This window comes from Shewanella baltica (assembly GCF_900456975.1).
Classification (GTDB): domain Bacteria; phylum Pseudomonadota; class Gammaproteobacteria; order Enterobacterales; family Shewanellaceae; genus Shewanella; species Shewanella baltica.
This window is the reverse complement of sequence record NZ_UGYM01000002.1, coordinates 844,558-867,315: the sequence shown is the minus strand read 5'-3', so window position 1 is coordinate 867,315 and position 22,758 is coordinate 844,558. Positions and strand designations below refer to the sequence as shown.

General features: G+C 47.6%; 16 protein-coding genes. 10 read left to right on the top strand and 6 right to left on the bottom strand.

Annotated elements, in window-relative coordinates; genetic code table 11:
• The first annotated feature begins 657 nt into the window (after positions 1–657).
• The 3 genes from DYH48_RS03835 (at position 658) to DYH48_RS03825 (ending at position 4,235) form a co-directional block, all read left to right on the top strand.
• Positions 658–1,782: a UDP-2,3-diacylglucosamine diphosphatase gene (locus tag DYH48_RS03835; RefSeq protein WP_115334090.1), complete on the top strand. Its 1,125-nt coding sequence runs from the start codon at positions 658–660 to the stop codon at positions 1,780–1,782.
• A 130-nt stretch (positions 1,783–1,912) separates the two neighbouring features.
• Entirely contained in the window at positions 1,913–3,679 is a 1,767-nt protein-coding gene (olsF, locus tag DYH48_RS03830) for a bifunctional ornithine lipid synthase OlsF (RefSeq protein ID WP_502263900.1), read from the top strand.
• Between the two features lie 124 nt (positions 3,680–3,803).
• Positions 3,804–4,235, top strand: coding sequence for a CBS domain-containing protein (locus DYH48_RS03825; RefSeq protein WP_071938385.1), 432 nt, complete (start codon positions 3,804–3,806; stop codon positions 4,233–4,235).
• A gap of 62 nt (positions 4,236–4,297) precedes the next feature.
• Here DYH48_RS03825 and DYH48_RS03820 read toward each other — a convergent pair whose 3' ends face one another.
• Positions 4,298–5,650 carry an NCS2 family permease gene (locus DYH48_RS03820; RefSeq protein WP_006082687.1) on the bottom strand — a complete coding sequence of 451 codons (1,353 nt, stop codon included), beginning with the start codon at positions 5,648–5,650 and terminating at the stop codon, positions 4,298–4,300.
• 524 nt (positions 5,651–6,174) lie between these two features.
• Between DYH48_RS03820 and torE the strand changes: the two genes are divergently transcribed.
• The 4 genes from torE (at position 6,175) to torD (ending at position 10,799) form a co-directional block, all read left to right on the top strand.
• Positions 6,175–6,351, top strand: coding sequence for a trimethylamine N-oxide reductase system protein TorE (gene torE, locus DYH48_RS03815; protein WP_115334088.1), 177 nt, complete (start codon positions 6,175–6,177; stop codon positions 6,349–6,351).
• A gap of 43 nt (positions 6,352–6,394) precedes the next feature.
• Entirely contained in the window at positions 6,395–7,573 is a 1,179-nt protein-coding gene (gene torC / locus DYH48_RS03810) for a pentaheme c-type cytochrome TorC (RefSeq protein ID WP_006086919.1), read from the top strand.
• A 15-nt stretch (positions 7,574–7,588) separates the two neighbouring features.
• Entirely contained in the window at positions 7,589–10,078 is a 2,490-nt protein-coding gene (gene torA / locus DYH48_RS03805) for a trimethylamine-N-oxide reductase TorA (RefSeq protein ID WP_115334087.1), read from the top strand.
• Positions 10,079–10,169: 91 nt separating this feature from the next.
• Positions 10,170–10,799: a molecular chaperone TorD gene (gene torD, locus DYH48_RS03800; protein WP_115334086.1), complete on the top strand. Its 630-nt coding sequence runs from the start codon at positions 10,170–10,172 to the stop codon at positions 10,797–10,799.
• A 77-nt stretch (positions 10,800–10,876) separates the two neighbouring features.
• Here torD and torS read toward each other — a convergent pair whose 3' ends face one another.
• Positions 10,877–13,969, bottom strand: coding sequence for a TMAO reductase system sensor histidine kinase/response regulator TorS (torS, locus tag DYH48_RS03795; protein ID WP_115334085.1), 3,093 nt, complete (start codon positions 13,967–13,969; stop codon positions 10,877–10,879).
• A gap of 58 nt (positions 13,970–14,027) precedes the next feature.
• Here torS and torT point away from each other — a divergent pair, with 58 nt between their 5' ends.
• Positions 14,028–15,107 (top strand): TMAO reductase system periplasmic protein TorT, encoded by a 1,080-nt coding sequence (torT, locus tag DYH48_RS03790; RefSeq protein ID WP_172481147.1) that lies wholly within the window; start codon positions 14,028–14,030, stop codon positions 15,105–15,107.
• On the opposite strand, the gene torR is transcribed toward torT, so the two are convergent.
• Positions 15,104–15,814 (bottom strand): two-component system response regulator TorR, encoded by a 711-nt coding sequence (gene torR, locus DYH48_RS03785; RefSeq protein ID WP_115334084.1) that lies wholly within the window; start codon positions 15,812–15,814, stop codon positions 15,104–15,106. The genes torT and torR overlap by 4 nt on opposite strands.
• Positions 15,815–16,013: 199 nt before the next feature.
• On the opposite strand from torR, the gene DYH48_RS03780 reads away from it, so the two are divergent.
• The gene (locus tag DYH48_RS03780; RefSeq protein ID WP_006086924.1) at positions 16,014–16,385 is read left to right on the top strand and encodes a PilZ domain-containing protein; all 372 of its coding nucleotides are present in this window, start codon (positions 16,014–16,016) and stop codon (positions 16,383–16,385) included.
• A 153-nt stretch (positions 16,386–16,538) separates the two neighbouring features.
• Here DYH48_RS03780 and radA read toward each other — a convergent pair whose 3' ends face one another.
• A complete protein-coding gene (gene radA, locus DYH48_RS03775; protein WP_115334083.1) occupies positions 16,539–17,903 on the bottom strand; it encodes a DNA repair protein RadA in 1,365 nt (454 codons plus the stop codon).
• Between the two features lie 362 nt (positions 17,904–18,265).
• On the opposite strand from radA, the gene DYH48_RS03765 reads away from it, so the two are divergent.
• Positions 18,266–20,647: a PilZ domain-containing protein gene (locus DYH48_RS03765; protein WP_115334082.1), complete on the top strand. Its 2,382-nt coding sequence runs from the start codon at positions 18,266–18,268 to the stop codon at positions 20,645–20,647.
• Here the strand turns inward: DYH48_RS03765 and DYH48_RS03760 are convergent.
• Together DYH48_RS03760 and serB are read right to left on the bottom strand one after the other, a co-directional pair.
• Positions 20,644–21,639, bottom strand: coding sequence for an alpha/beta fold hydrolase (locus DYH48_RS03760; protein ID WP_115334081.1), 996 nt, complete (start codon positions 21,637–21,639; stop codon positions 20,644–20,646). The two genes, DYH48_RS03765 and DYH48_RS03760, sit on opposite strands and share 4 nt — an antisense overlap.
• A gap of 128 nt (positions 21,640–21,767) precedes the next feature.
• A complete protein-coding gene (gene serB, locus DYH48_RS03755) occupies positions 21,768–22,748 on the bottom strand; it encodes a phosphoserine phosphatase SerB (protein ID WP_115334080.1) in 981 nt (326 codons plus the stop codon).
• Positions 22,749–22,758 lie beyond the last annotated feature (10 nt).

The window sequence follows — 22,758 nt, the reverse complement described above, 5'->3', positions numbered from 1 at the left end:
TTATTTATCAAATACACCATCTGGAAAAATGCGCATGCGCGTTTTCCAAACCTATTAACTAATTTTGGAAAAGTATATGCAAATGATTTTAAAGGGTTTTGTTAAGTTTTGACTGGATAAACGCGCAAACTCATGAGTTTAAAAACACTCAAAAGCATCTAAATTTAAATACGACTGTATACCTATGCATTGTTAGTCACTTTACGGTAGAGCCAAACATTAGGCCAATAGATGAGATTTTGTAGGGCAACTCGTTAGTCCTTTTTCGATTCACTAAACAAGTGCGGGGCAATAGCTTTTTAGCTGAACGAGCAGCGATAGGGTTAGTGAGGATTGGCATTGTTGCACCTGTGACCTTCTAAAACAGGATGTTTTAGTAGAGCCCTCAGGGACGCTTCTTGTTAAATGCAAGGGCGGCGAGTCACATGGGAAACAATGACAATTCATGCTGCAAACTGACAACAAAGTTATCTTGCTTTAAGGCAGAAGTGAGTTAAATCAACCTGTCGGTTCTAATTGCTTCCTGATGTGAATCTTGACAGGTTCAGTCTAGGCTAATCCACCTTTTGTCATCTGCATGTCATCTAAACTTCATCATTCAGTCAAAGCCCCTCACTAAGCTCATATTCGTTAACAGCCTAATGGGGTGAATACGAGATGACAGGATTTAATTTCAAGGAATTTGAAACAACAGCGCAGGGACAGATAAATGACCCCAGCCTTTCACCTCCTATCTTTAACCGCTCGACGCAAACACCTACATCAGTTCCGACAGCTTCACCAACATCCTCAAATCGTTTCAATTCAGCTTCTTTTACCCCATCCGCATTAACTTCAGATCAGACGGCTTCACCCCTTACCCCAAGCATCACAGTTAACGCCCTCTGGCTATCGGATATCCATTTAGGCTGTAAGGATTGCAAGGCCGACTACCTGCTAAGTTTGCTTGAAACCGTGCGTTGTCAGCACTTGTATCTGGTCGGTGACATAGTCGATTTATGGGCGCTGAAACGTAAGCTGCATTGGCCCGATAGCCACAATAAGGTGCTACAAAAATTCATTGAACTGGCACAAAACGGCACCCAAGTGATTTATCTGCCGGGCAACCACGACGAACTGATCAAACCCTATGCCGAACTAAGCCTGTGGAATATCAAAATTGCCCGCCAACATATTCACCACGGGATTGGCGGCCATAAATTGTTGATGCTCCACGGGGATCAGTTTGATGCCGATGTGTGTGTCGGTCGCTTCTACGCCATATTGGGCGACCATTTATATGACTTATTGCTGTTCCTTAATCGCAATCTCCACAGCCTTCGGGAACGCTTAGGTTATCCCTATTGGTCACTGGCAAGTTACATCAAATCCAAAGTGGGTAAGGCTCAAGCCGCTATCGGACATTATCGCCAAGCGGTGCTCAACTATGCCCAGCATTTCGATGTTGACGGCGTGATCTGCGGCCATATCCATCAGCCAGAACTCTCGACTCACCCCAGAGCAGCACAATACTGCACGCCCCAAAGTACGCCTGAGCAGCGGCAGATCATCTACGCCAACGACGGTGACTGGGTCGAAAACTGTAGCTTAATCACAGAAACCCTTAACGGTGAATTACAGCTGTGTCGCTGGAATGAACAAACGCTCAATCTCGATATTCTCAGCAGCATAGCGTTAGTGCAACAGCCGCCTGAGGCGCACAAAAACAAACAACAAAAAACGGCAGCGCAGCAAATGCCAAACACAAATACCGGCGAAACTCGCCCAAGGGATGTTGCCTAACACTATGAATCAAATAAATAACATGAATCATCAATCAGATAACGCTATGGAACACAATGACCAGACGCTAAACAGCAACCTTAACCATAATAACCATGCTGTGCAGCCACCAGCGCTTAAGGCGAAGAGCATGATTTTTACCGTTGATAATATGGTTGAACAAAATCTGCCTTCTATCAACGACAAACCTTGGCTCGCTAAACCCGCCAAGGCCATGCTGCGTTACCTGCTCAATGAAAAACAATGCAACGATATCGCCAATCAATATGCCTATTTACAGGGCGTGGACTTTGTCGAGCAAGTGCTGGCGAGTTTCGACTTTAGCTTTACTGTGCCCGCCAACGAGATAGCAAACATTCCCTGTGAAGGCCGAGTGGTGATCTTCGCCAACCATCCCATAGGTTCGCTCGATGGCTTAGCGTTGATCAAACTGATCAGTGAAATTCGCCCTGATATCAAAGTGGTCGCCAACGAACTCTTGATGGCACTGGAACCGTTGCACTCAATCTTACTGCCAGTGCGCAATATGACGGGCGGCACACCGAAACAGCATTTAGAAAAAATCCACCAGCACCTGCGTAACGAAGGCGCTGTGCTGATTTTCCCGTCGGGCGAAGTTTCGCGCCTTCGCCCTAACGGCGTGCGTGATACCCAGTGGCACTCTGGCTTTTTAAAGATGGCGATTTCCTGTAATGCGCCCTTACTGCCGATATTTCTAGATGCCAAAAACTCTGCGACCTTCTACGGCGCATCTATGATTTACAAGCCACTCGCCACACTGCTGTTGGTGAAGGAAATGTTCAAGCAGACCAAACGCAATATGCCGATCCGCATTGGCGAGCTTATTCCCAATGAAGCCGTGCGCTCGATGGACTTTCCACTCAAGACCAAGATAAAACTACTTAAAAATCACTTGTATCGTATCGGCAAAGATAAAGATCCGCTGTTTATCACCCAAAGTGCTATCGCCCACCCTGAATCGCGCCGCGAACTGCAAGCGGCGCTGCAGCAATGCGAACTGCTAGGGGAAACGCAAGATAACAAGTTGATTTATCTATACCAGCACCACGACAGCAATCCTATCATGCGGGAAATTGGTCGCCTGAGGGAAATCGCCTTTCGCGCCGTGGGTGAGGGGTCGGGCAAACGCCGCGATATCGACAAATACGATTCCTACTACCAGCACTTAGTGCTGTGGGATAAAGAGCAATTTGAAATTGTCGGTGCCTACCGTTTTGCCAGTGGCGACAAAGTCTTAGAAAAATACGGCGAAAACGCCCTCTACAGCCAATCGCTGTTTCAATACGCCGACAGCTTTATGCCCTTCGTGAAGCAAGGCTTAGAACTTGGCCGTAGTTTTGTGCAGCCTAAATATTGGGGCAAACGCAGCTTAGATTATCTGTGGTTTGGCATAGGCGCTTATCTCGCCAAACACCCTGAATACCGTTACCTATTTGGCCCAGTGTCTATCAGCAATCAACTGCCCGGCAGCGCCAGAGAAATGCTCGTGCACTTTTACTCGCGGGAATTTGCGCCTGCGCAGCAGATGGCGGTTTCCATGTCGCCCTTTGGTTTATCCAAATCCCAAAAAGCCAAGTTAGATGATTTGTATTTCTCCGAGGATTATCAGAGCAACTTCAAGCAACTCAAACAAGTGCTCGCGAGTATGGGCGCCGCCGTGCCGACGCTCTACAAGCAATATGGTGAGCTGTGTAAGGCTGATGGGGTTAAGTTTCTCGCCTTTGGTATCGATGCCGACTTTGGCGATTGTATCGATGGCTTAGTGCTGGTGGACACCCACAAACTGAAAAGCAAAAAGTATCAACGCTACATAGGCGCGCACTTGCCCGAATCGGAGCGGATGCCAATCACAGCGGATGATGAGCCAGAGGCCTAAGATCTTTGCGTTAAAACTTTGTAATGGGTGTTGGCTAAACATGCACCACTCTGTTATAAGTAACTGTAATGCAGCGCATTAACAGAGTGCATCCTAGGATGCACAAGCTTAACAGGGGATCATCATGCCGATCATTATCGCCGATATTATGAGTACCCGAGTCGTCACGGTTGAAATGGACGACCGATTGACTGTGGCGAAGGAAATCTTCGACCAAGCGAACTTTCATCACTTGTTGGTCGTCGATGAGTATCAACTTGAAGGCGTGTTATCGGAGCGGGATCTATTGCGCGCGATTAGCCCGAACTTGGGCAGTAGCGCCGAAACAGCAAGAGACTTAGAAACCCTGCAAAAACGTGTGCATCAAGTGATGACCCGTAATCCGGTTACCGTTGCGCCTCACATCAATTTAGATACAGCAACCCGCATCTTGTTAGACAATGATATAGGCTGTTTGCCGGTGTTAGAAGACGGTAAATTGGTTGGGATTGTCACTTGGAAAGACTTACTGCGGGCCTATTGTGAATACCGGGCACAAAATCAAAGCGAGTGCTAATCCTAAGACTGCACTCGCTTTTGTTTACAATAACTCAGTTCAAATCACTCAGCTTGCCTAGCTTAAATCGCCCAACCACCCATATAGAACACCACTAAACCTAAGGTAATGGCGAGCACGCCTACTTTCAGTTTGCGCCATTCACCACTACAGATACGGCCGACAACTAGGGTCACAAAGCCCAGCATAATACCTGTGACGATATTACAACTTAAGATGATAAACACAGCGCAGGTTAAGCCTGCCATGGCATCGACTTTATCGTCAAAATCAAGTTTTGCTACGTTACTCAGCATCAACAAACCCACGTACATCAAAGCAGGTGCTGTCGCATAGGCTGGCACTAAATAGCTTAATGGCGCTAAAAACATCATCAATAGAAACAGTACGCCCACGATCGTCGCAGTTAAACCTGTCTTACCGCCCGCCGCAGTACCCGCCGCCGACTCGATATACACAGCCGCTGGTGCGCCGCCCACTAAACCCGCCACCATGCTGCTGACCGAGTCTGAGGTTAAGGCTTTGCCGCCGCCGACAATATTGTCGTCTTTATCGAGCAAATTCGCTTGGCCAGCCACAGCACGGATGGTGCCGGTCGCATCGAAAATCGCCGTCATCACTAACGCTAATACGATAGGCAATACCACAGGATTAAAGGCGCCCATGATATCGAGCTGACCAATCAGTGAATGCTCTGAGGTTAAATCAGGCAAGGCAAACAAACCTTGGTATTTCACGCTCGGATCGAACACTAAACCAAATACCGATAACGCGATAATCACCAACAGAATACCGCCAGGTACACCACGGCGCTCTAAACCAATAGTTGCCGCTAAACCTAGAATAGTAGCAATAACAGGTAGGCTATTAATGTCGCCCAACTTCACCGGTAAGCCTGCGCTATTAGCCACAATCAATTGCACGCTGTTAGTCGCAATCAAGAGTAAAAACAAGCCGATACCTATGCCAGTACCGTGGGCAATGCCCTTAGGTAAATTAGCCAGCACCCACTGACGAATACCCGTCACGCTCACAAGCGTGAAAGTCACGCCCATTAGGAAAATCGCACCTAAGGTAACCGGAATCGACATGCCCTGACCGAGCACTAAGCTAAAGGCAGTAAAGGCGGTGAGCGAAATCGCGCAGCCAATCGCCATAGGTAAATTTGCCCATAAACCCATGAGCAAAGAACCAAATGAAGCAATTAAACAGGTGGCGATAAACACGGCACCAGGATCAAATCCCGCTTGGCCTAACATGTTTGGCACCACAATCACTGAGTAGACCATAGCGAGGAAAGTCGTCAATCCCGCAATCACTTCTTGGCGAACTGTGCTGCCACGTTGTTGAATAGAAAAATAACGGTCCAGAAACGAACCAGAGGGTACGGCTGTTGAACTCAATTGCTCAGACATAATGTTGTTATACCTTGTGATCTCTTAAAATGGGGTCGGTACCAATTACCCTAAAACGCAATTGGCGACGCTGGCTGCGGCAGATTAGAGCCCCAAATCCATCAGACTTGGGTGAGAGATCCACATCATTTTCCTACTGTGGGAAAAATCCATGATCTGCAAGCAGTGATGCTTCGCGATGATTAACAAGCCATTAATCATGTAGACGCAGCCGTTGTTGGCCGCGGATGATACTGGAATCTCCCAAAGATAGCTAAGACATCACCTGCACTTCGATAAAAAATTAGCGGCAAAAGCCGAAATCAGTTGTTCAAAAACCGCCCAACCCTAGGCAATAACTGCCCATTGAACTCACATTAATCACCACCAAAGTCTGCCAGAGCAGCGCTAAGCTTACGCCCTTAAAAAGTTTTCATAATCTTTCATATATTGTCAAACCCCATTCATCACAGCAAGCAAGTCCATTCATATCTCCCCTCTATAGTGCTCCTATCAAAAATCGCTTTCGATCGGAGTCGAGCCCAATGACAAAGCCAAACATACAAACACCTACATCAGAGAAATCCACGCGCAAAAGTGAATTAAAAGCGCTCGGGTTCATCATCTTTTTACTCTTCCCCGCGCTCACTATCGCAGGGATCAGTATTTACGGCTTCATCATTTGGATGATCCAAGCCTTCGGCGGCGTTGTCGGCCACTAACTTATATCTATTTACCATATAGTTACTTTTTGAGGACGCGATTATGAAGTGGTTAACCAACCTCTGGCGCACACTGAACAAACCCACCAAAGCGCTGACCTTAGGCGCCGTCAGCATCAGCGCTTTTATCATGGGTATCATCTTCTGGGGCGGATTTAATACTGCACTCGAAGCCACCAATACCGAAGCTTTTTGTATTAGTTGCCACAGTATGGAAAGCAAACCCTACCAAGAGCTGCAGGAAACTGTGCATTGGTCGAATCACTCTGGCGTTCGCGCCACCTGCCCCGATTGCCACGTGCCCCATAACTGGAGCCGTAAAATCGCCCGTAAGATGGAAGCCTCGCACGACGTCTGGGGCTGGTTATTTAACACAGTCAACACCCCTGAAAAATTCGAAGCCAAACGCTTAGAAATGGCGAGCCGTGAATGGAAACGTTTCGACCGCGACAACTCCTTAGCCTGCAAAAACTGCCACAACTACAACTCGATGAAATGGGAAGCCATGTCACCGCTGGCACAAAAACAGATGAAACGCGCTGCAGAAATCGACCAAAGCTGTATCGATTGCCATAAAGGTATTGCCCACCACTTACCAGAAATGGGCACTGCCCGCGCACCAGAACTGATTGCAGAAGTCGGATCGGGTGTTAGCTCAGTTGAAACAAATCAAACTTACTATAGCGCCCTGACTAAACCCTTATTCTTCACTGATAAAGGCGATGTGGAAGCAGGCACACTCAACGTAGCAACGAAAGTCAAAGTGCTCGAAACCCAAGGCAAACGCATCAAGATCGGCATCGATGGCTGGCGTAAAAAGATTGGTGCTGGCCGCGTGATCTACATGGACTTTGGTGTGAACATTCTGTCGGCACAGTTAACCAAAGACGCAGCCGAAACCGAAGGTGTTATCCAAACCTTTGAAGAAAAAGAAGATCCTATGACAGGCCTTAAATGGCAGCGTATCGAAGCGCAAATCTGGACCGATAAGGATTATCTGCTGACCGAGCTGCAACCACTTTGGGGTTATGCCCGCGATACCTTCCGCTCCAGCTGCAGTGTTTGCCATACCCAACCCGATGAGGCGCACTTTGACGCCAATACTTGGCCGGGAATGTTCCAAGGCATGTTGGCCTTCGTGAATATGGACCAAGACACCCAAGCACTAGTGCAGAAATATCTGCAGGAACATTCGTCAACTTTTGTGAAAAAAGAGCACTAATTCGGGAGTAATACCATGAACAGAAGAGACTTTTTAAAGGGTATCGCCTCATCCTCTTTCGTTGTCTTAGGTGGCAGCTCAGTGTTAACGCCCTTAAATGCCTTAGCCAAAGCGGGCATCAATGAAGACGAATGGCTAACCACAGGTTCACACTTCGGCGCCTTTAAAATGAAGCGCAAAAACGGCGTCATTGCCGAAGTGAAACCCTTCGACTTAGATAAGTATCCAACGGATATGATTAACGGCATCCGCGGCATGGTCTACAATCCATCGCGTGTACGTTACCCTATGGTGCGCTTAGATTTTTTACTCAAAGGTCATAAGAGTAATACCCATCAACGGGGTGATTTCCGCTTTGTTCGTGTAACATGGGACAAGGCATTAACACTGTTTAAGCATTCATTAGATGAAGTCCAAACCCAATACGGTCCATCAGGTCTGCATGCGGGTCAAACCGGTTGGCGCGCCACGGGTCAACTGCATTCCAGCACGAGTCATATGCAACGCGCGGTGGGGATGCACGGCAACTATGTGAAGAAAATCGGCGACTACTCCACAGGTGCAGGCCAAACGATTCTGCCCTATGTGTTAGGTTCAACCGAAGTGTATGCCCAAGGCACTTCATGGCCGCTGATCTTAGAACACAGCGACACTATCGTGCTGTGGTCGAACGATCCGTACAAGAACCTGCAAGTGGGTTGGAATGCGGAAACCCACGAGTCTTTTGCTTATCTTGCGCAGTTAAAAGAGAAAGTGAAGCAAGGCAAGATCCGCGTTATCAGTATCGACCCTGTGGTGACTAAGACCCAAGCCTATTTGGGCTGTGAGCAACTCTACGTTAACCCACAGACAGATGTGACCTTAATGCTGGCCATCGCCCACGAGATGATTAGCCAAAAACTTTACGACGATAAATTTATCCAAGGCTACAGCCTAGGCTTTGAAGAGTTTGTGCCTTATGTGATGGGCACTAAAGATGGCGTCGCCAAAACCCCAGAGTGGGCCGCGCCTATCTGTGGTGTTGAAGCCCATGTTATCCGCGATTTAGCCAAAACCTTAGTCAAGGGCCGCACTCAGTTCATGATGGGTTGGTGCATCCAGCGCCAGCAACACGGCGAACAACCCTATTGGATGGCGGCGGTACTGGCGACCATGATCGGCCAAATCGGTCTACCCGGTGGTGGCATCAGTTATGGTCACCACTACTCGAGTATCGGCGTGCCTTCATCGGGTGCCGCGGCGCCAGGTGCCTTCCCCCGTAACTTGGACGAAAATCAAAAGCCGCTATTTGATAGCTCCGACTTCAAGGGCGCGAGCAGCACGATTCCGGTTGCCCGCTGGATTGATGCGATTCTCGAACCCGGCAAAACCATTGATGCTAACGGCTCGAAAGTGGTTTATCCCGATATCAAGATGATGATTTTCTCGGGTAATAACCCTTGGAACCATCACCAAGACAGAAATCGTATGAAGCAAGCCTTCCATAAGCTTGAGTGTGTGGTCACTGTCGATGTGAACTGGACGGCAACTTGCCGCTTCTCGGATATCGTACTGCCCGCTTGTACTACCTATGAGCGCAACGATATCGACGTGTACGGCGCCTATGCTAACCGCGGTATTTTAGCCATGCAGAAAATGGTTGAGCCACTGTTTGATAGCTTGTCGGATTTTGAAATTTTCACTCGCTTTGCCGCCGTACTCGGCAAAGAGAAAGAATACACCCGTAACATGGGCGAAATGGAGTGGTTAGAAACCCTCTATAACGAATGTAAAGCCGCCAACGCGGGCAAGTTTGAGATGCCTGACTTTGCGACTTTCTGGAAACAAGGTTATGTGCATTTTGGTGACGGTGAAGTCTGGACGCGCCATGCAGACTTTAGAAACGATCCTGAAATCAATCCACTAGGCACGCCTTCAGGTTTGATTGAAATTTTTAGCCGTAAGATTGATCAATTCGGTTACGATGACTGTAAAGGTCACCCAACTTGGATGGAGAAAACCGAGCGTAGCCATGGCGGTCCAGGCTCTGACAAGCATCCGATTTGGTTGCAGTCATGCCACCCAGACAAACGCTTACACTCGCAAATGTGTGAGTCGCGAGAATACCGCGAGACCTACGCAGTCAATGGCCGTGAGCCTGTGTATATCAGCCCTGTCGACGCAAAAGCGCGCGGCATCAAAGATGGCGATATAGTGCGAGTCTTTAACGACCGTGGCCAACTGTTGGCAGGTGCTGTGGTATCGGACAACTTCCCTACTGGTATTGTGCGGATTCACGAAGGCGCATGGTATGGGCCAGTAGGTAAAGATGGTAGCACTGAAGGTGGGGCTGAAGTCGGCGCCCTGTGTAGTTATGGCGATCCTAACACCCTCACTTTAGACATAGGCACCTCTAAACTTGCCCAAGCTTGCTCAGCCTATACTTGCTTAGTCGAGTTTGAAAAATACCAAGGCAAAGTGCCTAAGGTCAGCTCCTTCGATGGTCCTATCGAAGTCGAAATCTAACCTTAGAACCAAAATGCTGAGATGCGCCGAACACGGCGCGTTTCAGCATCCAATCTTAGCGCCAAAACTAGGGCGTGTTGAGGAATATACAATGAGTCAAGTCGATATCAACCACGCCAGAGCCTTGGTTTATCAGCTGTTATCATCACTGTTCGCCCGCGAAGTTGACGAGCAAAGACTTAAAGAACTCACCAGCGAAGCGGCGCAGCAATTCTGGGAACAGCTTAGCCTAGAGGCTAATTTCACTCAGTCAGTGGATAAAATTCGCAGCATGCTCAATGGGATAAAAGATGATGAGACGTTACTCGAACTCGCGGCGGATTACTGCGGCTTATTTCTCGTTGGCACCAAACACAGCGCTTCCCCCTATGCTAGCCTGTATTTAAGCGGTGAAGATGAACCTCTGCTATTTGGTCAGCAACATCAGCAGATGAGTGAATTTTTACACCAGAGCAAACTGCAGGTGCAGAGTCATTTCCCAGAGCCCGCCGACCATTTGGCCGTGATGCTCGCCTATATGGCGCACTTATGTTGTCACAGTGAAGACAGTGTCCAATTAAGCTTTTTGCAAACCTGCATCGACTCTTGGTTAGCAAAATTTATTAACCAACTCACTCAATGCGACAAAAACGGTTTTTATAGTGCCGTTGCCACACTCACCTTAGCGTGGGTGAAGCAAGATATCGCACAGCTTGAACCCGCTGTGGCGGTGATTAGCTAAACGTTCTAGAGCGACTTATCTTTAGACTAATGCTATCCAATAGGTTGATGAGCAGGTGGGTTTATGAGCAGGCAAGTTCAGTCGTTTTGTGCAGCTAACCATTGGCTTAAGGCGGCAATGGATGCCTGCCAGCAAGACTCAAGGCGTTGAAATTCACTAAGCTCCAACGCGTTATTTGCACTGGCTTTATCTACACTGTCTTTATTTGCACTGGCTTTTAGCGCCAGCTCTAACTCCTTACATAATTTAGCTAACGCTATCAATCCCATACTGGCACTGCTGCCCTTAAGCCCGTGCAGCAATTTGGCTACCTCTTCCTTGGGATTAGCTAGAGACAGTTTGGCAAGCTGCTCACGACTCGAATCACTAAAAAGATCGAGCATAGACATCATAGCTTCGCTGCCGAGTACGTCCTTATCCTGCGCTAACTGCTTGAGATCTAATAACGGCTCATCATCGACATCCGCTATTGTCGTTGCAATCTTAGCTTCCGTTGTGACTTGAGGCGGCGCAGACAACAGGTCATTCACGGTCGATGATGAAATGGATGCCGACAAGGGAGAAACCGCAACGCCAAGCCATTCTGTAAGGGTTTGTAGACTTAGAGGCTTAGCCAATACAGCATCAAATCCTACCTCGCGGTAATGCTGTAAATCCTCGCTCTGCATTTGGGCGGTAAAGGCGGCAAACTTCACATTAGGGTTGGCGATCAACATTTTTAACTGCGGCAATAAATCAATTCCAGAGCCATCACTGAGCTGAATATCCAGCATCACAGCATCGAAAGCCACGCCGCTAGACTCAACAAATTCAAGCGCCTGCTGGCAACTGACAGCAAGCACTGACTTGTGACCTAAGTGCGCTAAAAATCCCTGCGCCACCATAGCATTCACTTTATTGTCTTCTACCACCATCACTTGGCGAGCAGGCACTAGCACCCTCTCTTTTACCGCTTGGGTATTGGTCATATCGCATTCATTAAAGGCGAGTTCAAAACCAAACTCACTGCCTTTTCCTGGCTGACTTTTAACCCAAATCCCGCGGCCGCTAGCATCCATTAACTCAACCAATTGCTTACAAATAGCGAGCCCTAAACCCGTGCCGCGACTGCGACCTTGATTAGGTAAAGCACTGTAGGGCACAAAAAGTTTATCAAGTGCCGCAGGCACAATACCAACGCCCGTGTCCTGTACGACAAAGGACAATTGGGTGCCTTGCAGACTAACAGTTAGCGTCACGCAGCCCTCTTGCGTAAATTTAATGCCATTGCCGATTAGGTTGAACAATACTTGGCGCAACTTAGGCCCATCGATATTGATGCAGTTTGGTAGCTTAGGCTTGTTCATTTTGAGGCTGAGCCCAGCTAAATTTGCACCCGCAACCATGATTGCCAGCACTTCATCGAGCAAGGTATTGATATCGGTTGGCCTTGGCTCGTGGCTGAGTTTCCCTTGTTCAAGACGCGAAAAATCCAAAATGTCGTTCAACACGGTTTGTAATAAAGTGCCGCTATATTGCGATAGCGCTAACATTTGCTGCTGCGCTGGCGGTAGTTCACTGTGACCGAGCAAAGTTAATGTACCGAGTAAACCATTGAGAGGCGTACGAATTTCGTGGCTCATGGTCGCAAGGAATTGGGATTTTGCCTGACTCGCCTCTTCAGCTATTTTCCTTGCTTTAGCATGGCCCTTGGCTTCGGCATCGAGGCGATTATTGGTATCGGCCAGCTCCTGCGTACGGGCAGCAACCGTTTGCTCCAACGCCTTTTTATGCTCGGTCAACTCATCTGCCACCTGACGTAAATCAGCCTGTAATTTAAGATTATGGGCAGTTTTACGCTTGAAGGCTTCGATAGCATTTGCCATCGCAGTCAGTTCATCATCCCCGTGGGCCTCTAAACTCACGTCCGTGTCACCTAAGCTCAGGCGGGACATGGCCTCGGTCGCCTGATTTAACCTAAGGGCGATACCGCGATAAATCACTCGATAGATCACAAAGCCAATTACCACAAACATCAAGGCACCGGTGCCCCAAAGCCCAAGCCTAGCAAGGGACAATTGGTGTAGATAATCACTACGTGCTAATTCAGCCTGTTGTTGCTGTTGATTTAGAGCTCTATCCACCAGCGTATTAAGTCCATAGAGTTTTTCGGCTAACTCTTGCTGCTGACGCTGTTGCTGCTGCAGTGTTTGGCTTAATTCCCGCTGTAATTTAATGATTTGTGGTGTGTGCGCTAACACTGCTAATTCGGTTTTTAACGCCTGCAAACGCCCCGGATCGCGAATTATCTCGGGCACATTATCGAGTGCCATCAAATCGATATTGATGTCACTCGAAGCAAGCGCTGAATCCGTCTTATGGGCAAGCGCCCTGTCCATTGCCGTCGCCATCTCAGGCTCAGGAAGCGTAAAACTCGGGGAAGGATTCGTGCTTGCAAACGTCGCCAGTAAATTCGGCACACTTAATTGTAATTCTGACTGCAATTCGGAGGATTCAAATAGCTGACTTAACAAGGCAATTTGATGAACTAACTTAAGGGCACGATTGAGCTGCTCTTGAATATCAAGTTCGCCCTCAATCACATCGTCGAGTAATCGGCCGCTGCGCTTCGCGCCTGCCATATCAGGATAGGCCTGACTCAACTTCGCCAAGATGGCAGAATTCACGACGGCGAGCTCAGATTGAAGTAATTCGGAGGCATGTCCTGCGGCGATGGACAAATCATGGGCCTTAAGCTGCAGTTCATCGCCCATGGTCAAACGCCTACCCACACTTTTGCCCAGTGAGGTTAATTGGCTGATGATTTGTTCGGCCAGCTGGTTAAGATTTTGGCCTTCGTTAACATCCAATATAGTTAAGGTTTTGATGCCATTAAACATATTGACACTTTCAAGGCTCAGTTTACGACCAATAAACTCCCGTTGACGCTCATCTTCTACCCGCCCTAACTGCTGCACACCATCGGACAAGGCATTAGAAGCTTGCACTAGCTGCCTCGCCGCTTGGGATGCGGGGAGTGACTCTTCGTACAAGTAACTATCGGCCTGTTTTAGCCAATGTAGACTCAAGCTACCTAAGCTAACAAGCAGCATCAGCAATACGCCTAACACACTGAAGGCGAGCATTAATCGACCGGTTAAACTGGTTCGCGATAAAGATAAAGGAGCCACACATCTTCCTTAAACTGTTACAATGCCATCCAAGATTATGCTTAGCGGATAATACGGGATGATGCGAAAATATTGGCAACGATTGTTCACACTCGCCACATTTGGCCTCGTGTTTTCAGGCTATGCGACAAGTGAAAACCTCACTTGGCCATTAGAGCAGCGCACGCCATTCAATGTCAAAATCCAGCAATCCCAAACATTAAACTACTTACCGCTGACAAAAGCTCAAAAGCCTTGGCGGATCTGCGCCCTAGTGCCACACCTTAAAGATGCCTACTGGATTGGCATTGATTATGGACTGATCCAACATGCCAAAGCCCTTGGCGTCTCACTCGATCTCTTCGAAGCAGGCAGTTATTACCATAAAGATAAACAACTGGCACAGCTACAAAGCTGTATGCAAGGCGACTATGATGCCATCTTACTGGGCTCAGTCAGCCCAGATTTACTCGCCCAATTTACAACACCGCTCACTAAACCCGTATTAGCTCTAGTCAATAAACTCAATAGCGACCGAGTCCAAACCCATATTGGCGTCAACTGGTATCAAATGGGGTTACTGGCGGGTAACTTCATCAAAGCCGATGCAGCATCACAACATCCGCATCAAACGGCAAATTTGGCACTCTTGGCCGGACCAGAAAACGTAGGTGGTACAGATTTAGTTGAGCAAGGTATACGTCAGGCGCTTGAAGGGAGCCAAGTCAAGATTAGTGCCATTCAGCACGCCGATAATAATCGCAATCTGTATCGTGACCAGTTGCAGATGCTGCTAAAAGCTCAGCAGCCGGATTATATTCTCGGCAGCGCAGTGGCGATTGAAGCCGCCATTAGTACTTTGAAACAAAAGGGATTAAGTAACAGAGTAAAGCTAGTAAGCAGTTACTTGTCCCCCGCCATTTTACGTGGGCTAAAACGGGAAAAAGTCATCTACAGTAATGATGATCTAGTCGTATTACAGGGAAAACTCGCCATTGATGTTACAGTGAAACAACTCGAAGGCGCTAAGGCATTTGGCGATATAGGCCCTGCGATCATCAAGCGAACATCATCCTCTAACACTTTGTCTCAATTAGATTTCAGTCTAGCGGAGGCCGACTTTTACCCTCTGTACCAAGTGCGACCTAACTCGTATTAATCGTCCACTTTAGCGGCAAATAAATAACCTTCCCCATGAACAGTGACAAACAATTCAGTGTCGAGTTTATTGCGAAGACGGCGAATGATCACATCTATGGTTCTGTCATTGACATCCAGATTACGGTGACTGGTTTGCTGCATTAAACGCTCGCGGGATAAGACTTGCTGCGGATGCAGGGCAAATGCGGCCAGTAACTCGAATTCCGCTTTGGTGAGTTTGATCAACACATCGCCATGGCGTAATTTACGGCTGTTGAGTTCGAGTTGATAACCTTCAAAACTGATCACATCGTCCGGTTGGGATAATTCTTCGGCGACCGCCAGCTCAGCTTGCTTCACAAGGGAAATCCGCCACAGAAGATTTTTTACCCTAACCAGCAACTCCCTCAGTTCGAAAGGTTTAGTTACATAATCATCGGCGCCCATTTCGAGACCAACGATTTTGTCGATAGATTCATCCCGCCCAGACACCAGAATGATGCCCACATGGGAGCGACTGCGCAGCTCACGGGTCAGGCTCAAACCATCAACACCGGGCAAATTGATATCTAGCATGATCAAATCGATATGTTGGCGATTAAATTCGTACCACATTTGCTCGCCATCGGCAGCTTCAACGACGCGATAACCTTCCTTTTCAAAATATCCCTTCAATCGCGCACGAATAACCGCTTCATCATCGACAACGAGCACACTATAAGCCATTTTCAATTTCTCTTATTTTACTTACGTGAATTATTCATACTTTTTCATATTTGCATATGCGTGAAAGGTTAAATATGCGATCTCGGTAGCTTTATTGAACAAAAAATTGCTCTGCTTTTACAGTCACATCAATATGACATATGCTTAGGGACACTGATGGGACTACACTTAGCTGACTATGAAAGAAAAAGGATTGGGTATGGACGAAAGGCGCAAGTTTTCGCGGATTCTATTTGCCACGAATGCACATCTACAACAAGGTGTTGCACAGTGGGAGACGACCATTCTCGATTTGAGTCTAAATGGCGCTTTGGTGGAAGAGCCGCAAAATTTTATCCACTCGGGTGATGCAATTACCCTCAGTTTTATCCTGCCCGAATCTGACATTGAGATCCGTATGGAAACTGAGTTGGTCCATCAAAAAAATGCCCAATTAGGCTTGAAGTGTAACTTCATCGACGTCGACAGCATCAGCCACCTAAAACGTATGGTGGAGCTTAACTTAGGTGATGCCTCCTTGCTGAATCGCGAACTTATGTTGTTTATCGAAAAACACAATATCGCAGATTAAGACACTCGCTCACAAACACAAACAGCGCCTAATGGCGCTGTTTTGCTTACTGGCGTTCATCTCGCTTGAGAGCGTTTAATGCTAGCTAGTATCTACATTTAGCCTAGCTAGCGCCTTACTTTAGCTAGCATCTAATTTTACTCGGCCTAATGACTAAATCGCTTCTAGCGCTTCGGATAACTTAGACACACCCACGACTTCCATCCCCGCAGGAGGCTTTTTCGGCACATTGGCCTTAGGCACAATTGCGCGCTTAAAACCATGTTTAGCGGCTTCGATTAATCGCTCTTGCCCATTAGGCACTGGACGAATTTCACCCGATAGCCCCACTTCACCAAAGGCAACTAAATCGCTGGGCAAAATATCCCCACGAAAACTCGATACCATAGCCAAGAGTAGCGTTAAGTCGGCACTGGTTTCAGTCACTTTCACGCCGCCCACCACGTTCACAAATACATCCTGATCCGACATCTGTAAACCGCCGTGGCGGTGCATCACGGCAAGCAACATGGCTAAACGGTTAGCATCCATACCCACAGCCACGCGGCGCGGGTTAGCCATGGCCGAATTATCCACCAACACTTGCAGTTCCACCAGTAGCGGCCGTGTGCCTTCCCAGACCACCATAACAAGCGAGCCAGAAGATTCCTCTTCACCACGGGAAAGGAAAATTGCCGAAGGATTGGCGACTTCTTTTAAGCCGCGCTCTGTCATGGCAAATACACCTAACTCATTGATGGCGCCAAACCGGTTTTTGTGGGAACGCAAGGTGCGGTAACGACTATCACTATCGCCTTCGAACATCACAGAGCAATCGATGCAATGCTCCAATACCTTAGGTCCCGCCAGACTGCCATCTTTCGTCACATGGCCGACCATGATGACGGCAATGCCATTCTCCTTCGCAAAACGCGTTAAGTAAGAGGCGGATTCACGGACCTGCGACACACTACCGGGGCTCGATGCCACATCGCTCATGTGCATCACTTGAATCGAATCGACCACTATGACCTTTGGCAATTCTTTTAGGGCAACTTCGCAAATTTGTTCGACGCTGGTTTCAGATAACATCCGCAGTTTATTGGTTGGTAAACCAAGGCGATGGGCACGCATGGCCACTTGCTGCAAGGACTCTTCACCCGTGACATACAGTGCAGGCATTTGCTCGGCCAGATGACACAGGGTTTGCAATAAAAGCGTACTCTTACCCGCACCAGGATGTCCGCCAATCAAAATGGCTGAACCTGGCACTATCCCGCCACCGAGCACTCGGTCTAACTCCCCGAAATGGCTCAATATTCGTGGCATAGCATTGAGATCGATTTGATCTAATGTCTTCACTTCATTACTGCTCGCGCCGGCATAGCCGACAAACTTAGTACTGCGCCCAGGGGAAGCCGCACCGAGCCTGACCTCAGTAATCGTATTCCATTCCTGACAAGCACTGCATTGCCCTTGCCAACGGGGGAAGTCTTGTCCACACTCATTACACACGTACGCTGTTTTATTCTTTGCCATAACTCATTAAAATCTGTATAAAATCAATTTAAGTAACGATGAATACTGCCGACATAAGACTAACAGTACAACATATACCCAAACAACCTGAAGATGCAGAATTCAGCGGGAATATAACGCACTTTAGGTAAGGCAGTTATTTGCAGACCTAGCGGGCTAAGTTAAAAATAACTAACACAGCATAAAGTGCGTTAAAACCCGCCGGAACGGAGCGCATAGGGCACTCCACTTCCGTGTTGCATCAATTCAGAAGGTGGCCGACATTCTGTCATTGATGCGCCTTGAATTGAACCACCCTATGCGCTCTGAAACTCGTATCTTCAGGTAGCTTGGGTATTAATAAGCATTAAAAAGAACCCTACATGAGTTTAGATAACCATAGTGCACTCATCGAACAGCTCAAGCCGTTACTCATGGAACCTAACTTCCAAGAGATTTTTCAGCAGCTGACGATAGATGAAACCAATTCGACCCGTTTTCTTGTGAAAATGGAATTGAGTCGTTTGGCTTCGCCTTGCACGCGAATTATCGATCTCAGGGATAAATCAGAGCTTCCTTGTACTGAAGTCATGTTAGGTCAACAGCGACATTTTTTAGATGAGCCTGCCAAAAGCAGTATGCATGAGGCCATGTCACTGTTTCGCAACCAATATACCTTAGGTGTGTATGAATATGTGCTCAATGCCCATCAACAGCGTCGGGTAAAATTACGCCAAGGTGTGACTCAGGTTGAAGCCGCTGAGCCAGAACCTTTTATGGTGCCAGGCGTAGTATTAGGCAGTTATTTCAACCGCGCTGAGGAGCGGATGAATTACAGTATTCGCATTGCGGCATCACAATCCGGTCGAGGTGAAGTACCTGGGATCACGGCAGATTTATCTATCGGCGGTGCCCGTATTCGCCTCGCCGCCAATCATCCCTTCGATCTCGACCAACCACTCAAAGTTAAGTTACTGGAACTCAGTGAAGAGTTTTACTATCCCGATCTCCAGCTAGGAGTGGATTATCAGATTGTCGATAGCCAAACCAATGGCGAATATATTTGGCTAAGACTCAAACGCCTTGGTGGCAGCGAAGCCTTAAGTGAAATGCTCGGCAATTTAATCCGCGGCTATAAACTGCGTTATAAGGTAGATGTCAATGATGTGATAGTGAGTGCAACAGGACTCGGATTTGAACGCCATTATTTACCCCACTTGCCTCACTTACCTTTGTATTTCAATACTCAAACCCAAGGTTTGAGTCACATGCTACTCAGCCGTGACAACCAACAGATAGTGCATTATTTTCAAGATGAGAATGATGTCAGCCAATTGCCTGCCATGTTGACGCCAAGCCGTTTATCGGCACTACTGAGTCATCCAGAGAATCCCGACCACGGGTTATTTTTTAGTTTTACCTATAACGCCCAAGGCTGCTTATATTTTTACTCTGCCACCTTAGCCGAGCTTAAAGCTAAGGGCATGATGCCTTTATTTTTAGGCTTTGCGTCGACCAAACCTAGCTGGCGGATCTTTAAAGTCACCCAAGATAAAATTTATCATGATAAAGGCTATGGCCGTGCAACTTTGCCGGGTGATGAGGCTAAATTCAGCCCGCTGGTCGAACAGCAGTTATCGCAGTTTAGTCATTTACTGCAGCTCATTGATATCAGCAATGAAGATGCCAGAGGGCATTACAAAGCTTGGCAAGACAGCAGTAATGCCAATGCCCTTAAAACCTTTGGTCAACAACGATTAACCACCAATCAAATTAAGTTAGTTTCCATGCAGTTTAGCGAGCGACGCCAAGAGGCTCGTTTCGCCTTTAAAACCTTAGTCAACGTGACGCAAGACAAGCTGAAAGCCACGGGCATTACCTTAGATATTTCTAGCCGCGGCATGCAATTAACCTTAGACAACCCGACAGATTTTTCATCGAATAAACCACTACTGTTAAGCTTTCCCAAACTACAAACCATTGCAGGCAAAACACAGCTAGATAACCTCCCCTACCGTTTAGTGCGCACCCGCAAGAATGGCGTGACGCTGCACTTAACCGCAGTCATGGGCCATACCCCCCATGTGGGGGTGGAGTTTTTAAATAAACTCATTGCCCATAATAAGGAAAAGCTAGAACAACTGACCGAGAACAATAGTGAGGCTAATGAACTTGCCGATGGTTTAAAAAACATTTTGATGCATGATCTGCATTCTGTGCCCTACTTTGTTGAAAAAACGACAAAATCGGCCCAAGTCGCGTGTTTAGGCGTCGGTACGCGACAAGATGAGATCAGCGATATTTTTGCTGCGGGCACCTCAGATACCCTGCAATATAATTTAGCGCCGCTGCTAAAAGACGGTTTCTTTAAACGGGATATTCTCGAACCTATTCGCCAGATGAAACCCCAGCAAGATATGGATTTTATTGAAGTGTTTGTTCAATTGATCCGTCAATCACGTGGCAAAATCTTTTTAAAGTGTACTCCCGCCACGGAAGTCGGTGAAGTTGACGCTCAGATAACCTTTATCAATCAGAGCAAAGCAGTAGGCCGATTCCTCGCCCTACGCATTTACCGTGGCGCGACAGAGAAGCCAGACATGAGTTACCTGCGCCGCGAGTTGGAATACATTAATATTCATGCAAACCATAAAGCCAAACAGTTAGAAGAACAACTATGGCGAGTGATTGGCGTCGGTGAACTCTTGGATATCACCCAAGAGGTTGAATTAAGATACCCAGTGCTCCACAAAAAACAGTCTTAACCATTTAACACCGCCAAATCAAAACTTAAATACCAATCACTAATTTTGGGAAAATGATCGCTGGTGGCATCTAAATGCGTCAGCATATCGGCATGACCATAGTCATGCTTAAAGCCATTCTCCTTAGAAAGAAGCGTTGATTTAACTCGTTTAAAGCCACACTCTGCGACCATATCCGCCACATCTTCAGGATGCCCCAGCACAGTATCGTTCTGCCCTGAGATAAACCAAGCCGGTGGCCAATTAGCGCGCTTTGCCGCTTTCGCATAATCAAATCTATCGTCGTGATCAATCCAATCACCCCGCACCCAATCAATACTTTGAACTAATGAGGCGCGGCTTTCATTGTCCATACCAATACGCAGCTTATCGGCAGCAAGATAACCTTGGCCCATTGCTAAGCCTGGCGCTAGACGATTCCAAAAGACATCGACCATCAACCATTTTTTGAAGGACTTAACCCGAATAGTCCGCTTGCTACCGAAAGTAAGCAGTGAACGAACGCTTTGTTGTAACTCAGGATAACGGGCCAGACTGCTCGCCATTAACACCCCGCCCCATGAATGGGCGCACCAATGCACTTGCGAAGGCGCCACGGCTTTGCGATCATCTTGAGCCGCTTGTTCTTGACAAGCTTTTTGATGTAAATCGAGAATGGCCTGCTGCACTAAAGGTAATTGCTCGCAGATCACTTCACCTTGCCCTAAGGTAAAATCCCGATCGATTTTCGGCAAACTGAGCCCTCTGCCTGCGGTATCCAACACATACACCACAAATCCCGCCTTAGCCAAAAAACAACCTAGGCCACGGCCACTTTGGCTATAGAACACCCGACCGTTAGACATGGCACCATGGAGCATGAGAATAGGCGTCTTAGAAAAATCAAGCACCGACGGTAATAACTGACGTAGATGCAGTTGGCCATCGCGGTACGGCAGAAAGATTGAAGACTGTGAAATGGGTGATGTTGAGCCTTGAGCGAGCTGAGTCAAAATGAGTCACTGGTAGTTTATCAATCTCCCTAAACTACCAGCTCATCAATAAAAGACAAGAGTCATTACTCTAACTCAGCCCTGACTTAGGCTTTCATCTCGATTCAAATTTCAAATAAATGAATAACCTAGATTTGCAACAGATAAGGTAAAACGCGCAGGTCGAGGTGGCGAATATTGGCATCCGCCGCGGCTGCCAGCTTAGGTTTGGCATGGAAAGCAATACCAAAATCCGCCGCCATCACCATAGGGATATCATTGGCGCCATCGCCGATAGCGACGCTTTGACCTTTTGGAATGCCCCACTGCTCACAGCAACGCTCAACCACATCCGCCTTAAACTGCGCATCCACGACTTTACCCGTCACTTCACCCGCGAGTTTGTCATCAGTGATGACTAACTCATTAGCAAAGGCCGCATCTAAGCTTAGAAGCTGTTTTAAATGACCCACAAAAGGCGTAAAGCCGCCAGATGCCACCACTAAACGCCAGCCATGGGATTTAAGTTCTAACAGCATGGACTCAAGCCCAGGCATTAAAGGTAAGTTGTCGCACAAGGTCTTGATAATACTGGCATCGGCGCCCTTAAGCTGTGCCACGCGCTGACGCAGACTCTGTTCAAAATCTAGCTCACCTTGCATAGCACGTTCAGTAATCGCCGCCACGCGCTCACCCACGCCTGCCATGGCCGCTAATTCATCAATACATTCAATCTGAATCGCAGTGGAATCCATGTCCATCACTAATAAGCCGGGATGGTTCAAACGAGGTAAATCAAAATTGATGACATGCAGTTCAGCCAAAGACTGAGGAAACGCTGCTAACTGCGCCTGAGAAGGCAAATTTACCAGTGCCAACTCGATACAATGTAAGCCGACTTGACGTTCGATATGTGAAATACCGATAACATCAGACGAAGGCAATGCCGCAATCCAGGCCGATACCCCTGCCTGCGCTAACGTATCTTGATAGATCACCCGCAAACGCGAAACACCAGCGGGGTTTGCTGACTCTTGATAACGTTCAAACACTTGCCCTTGGCGTTCAAACCTTGGGGAATGGTCAGAGACTAACCACAAAAAAAGCGCATCTTGGTTCAAGCTTTCCATCGGACTTAAA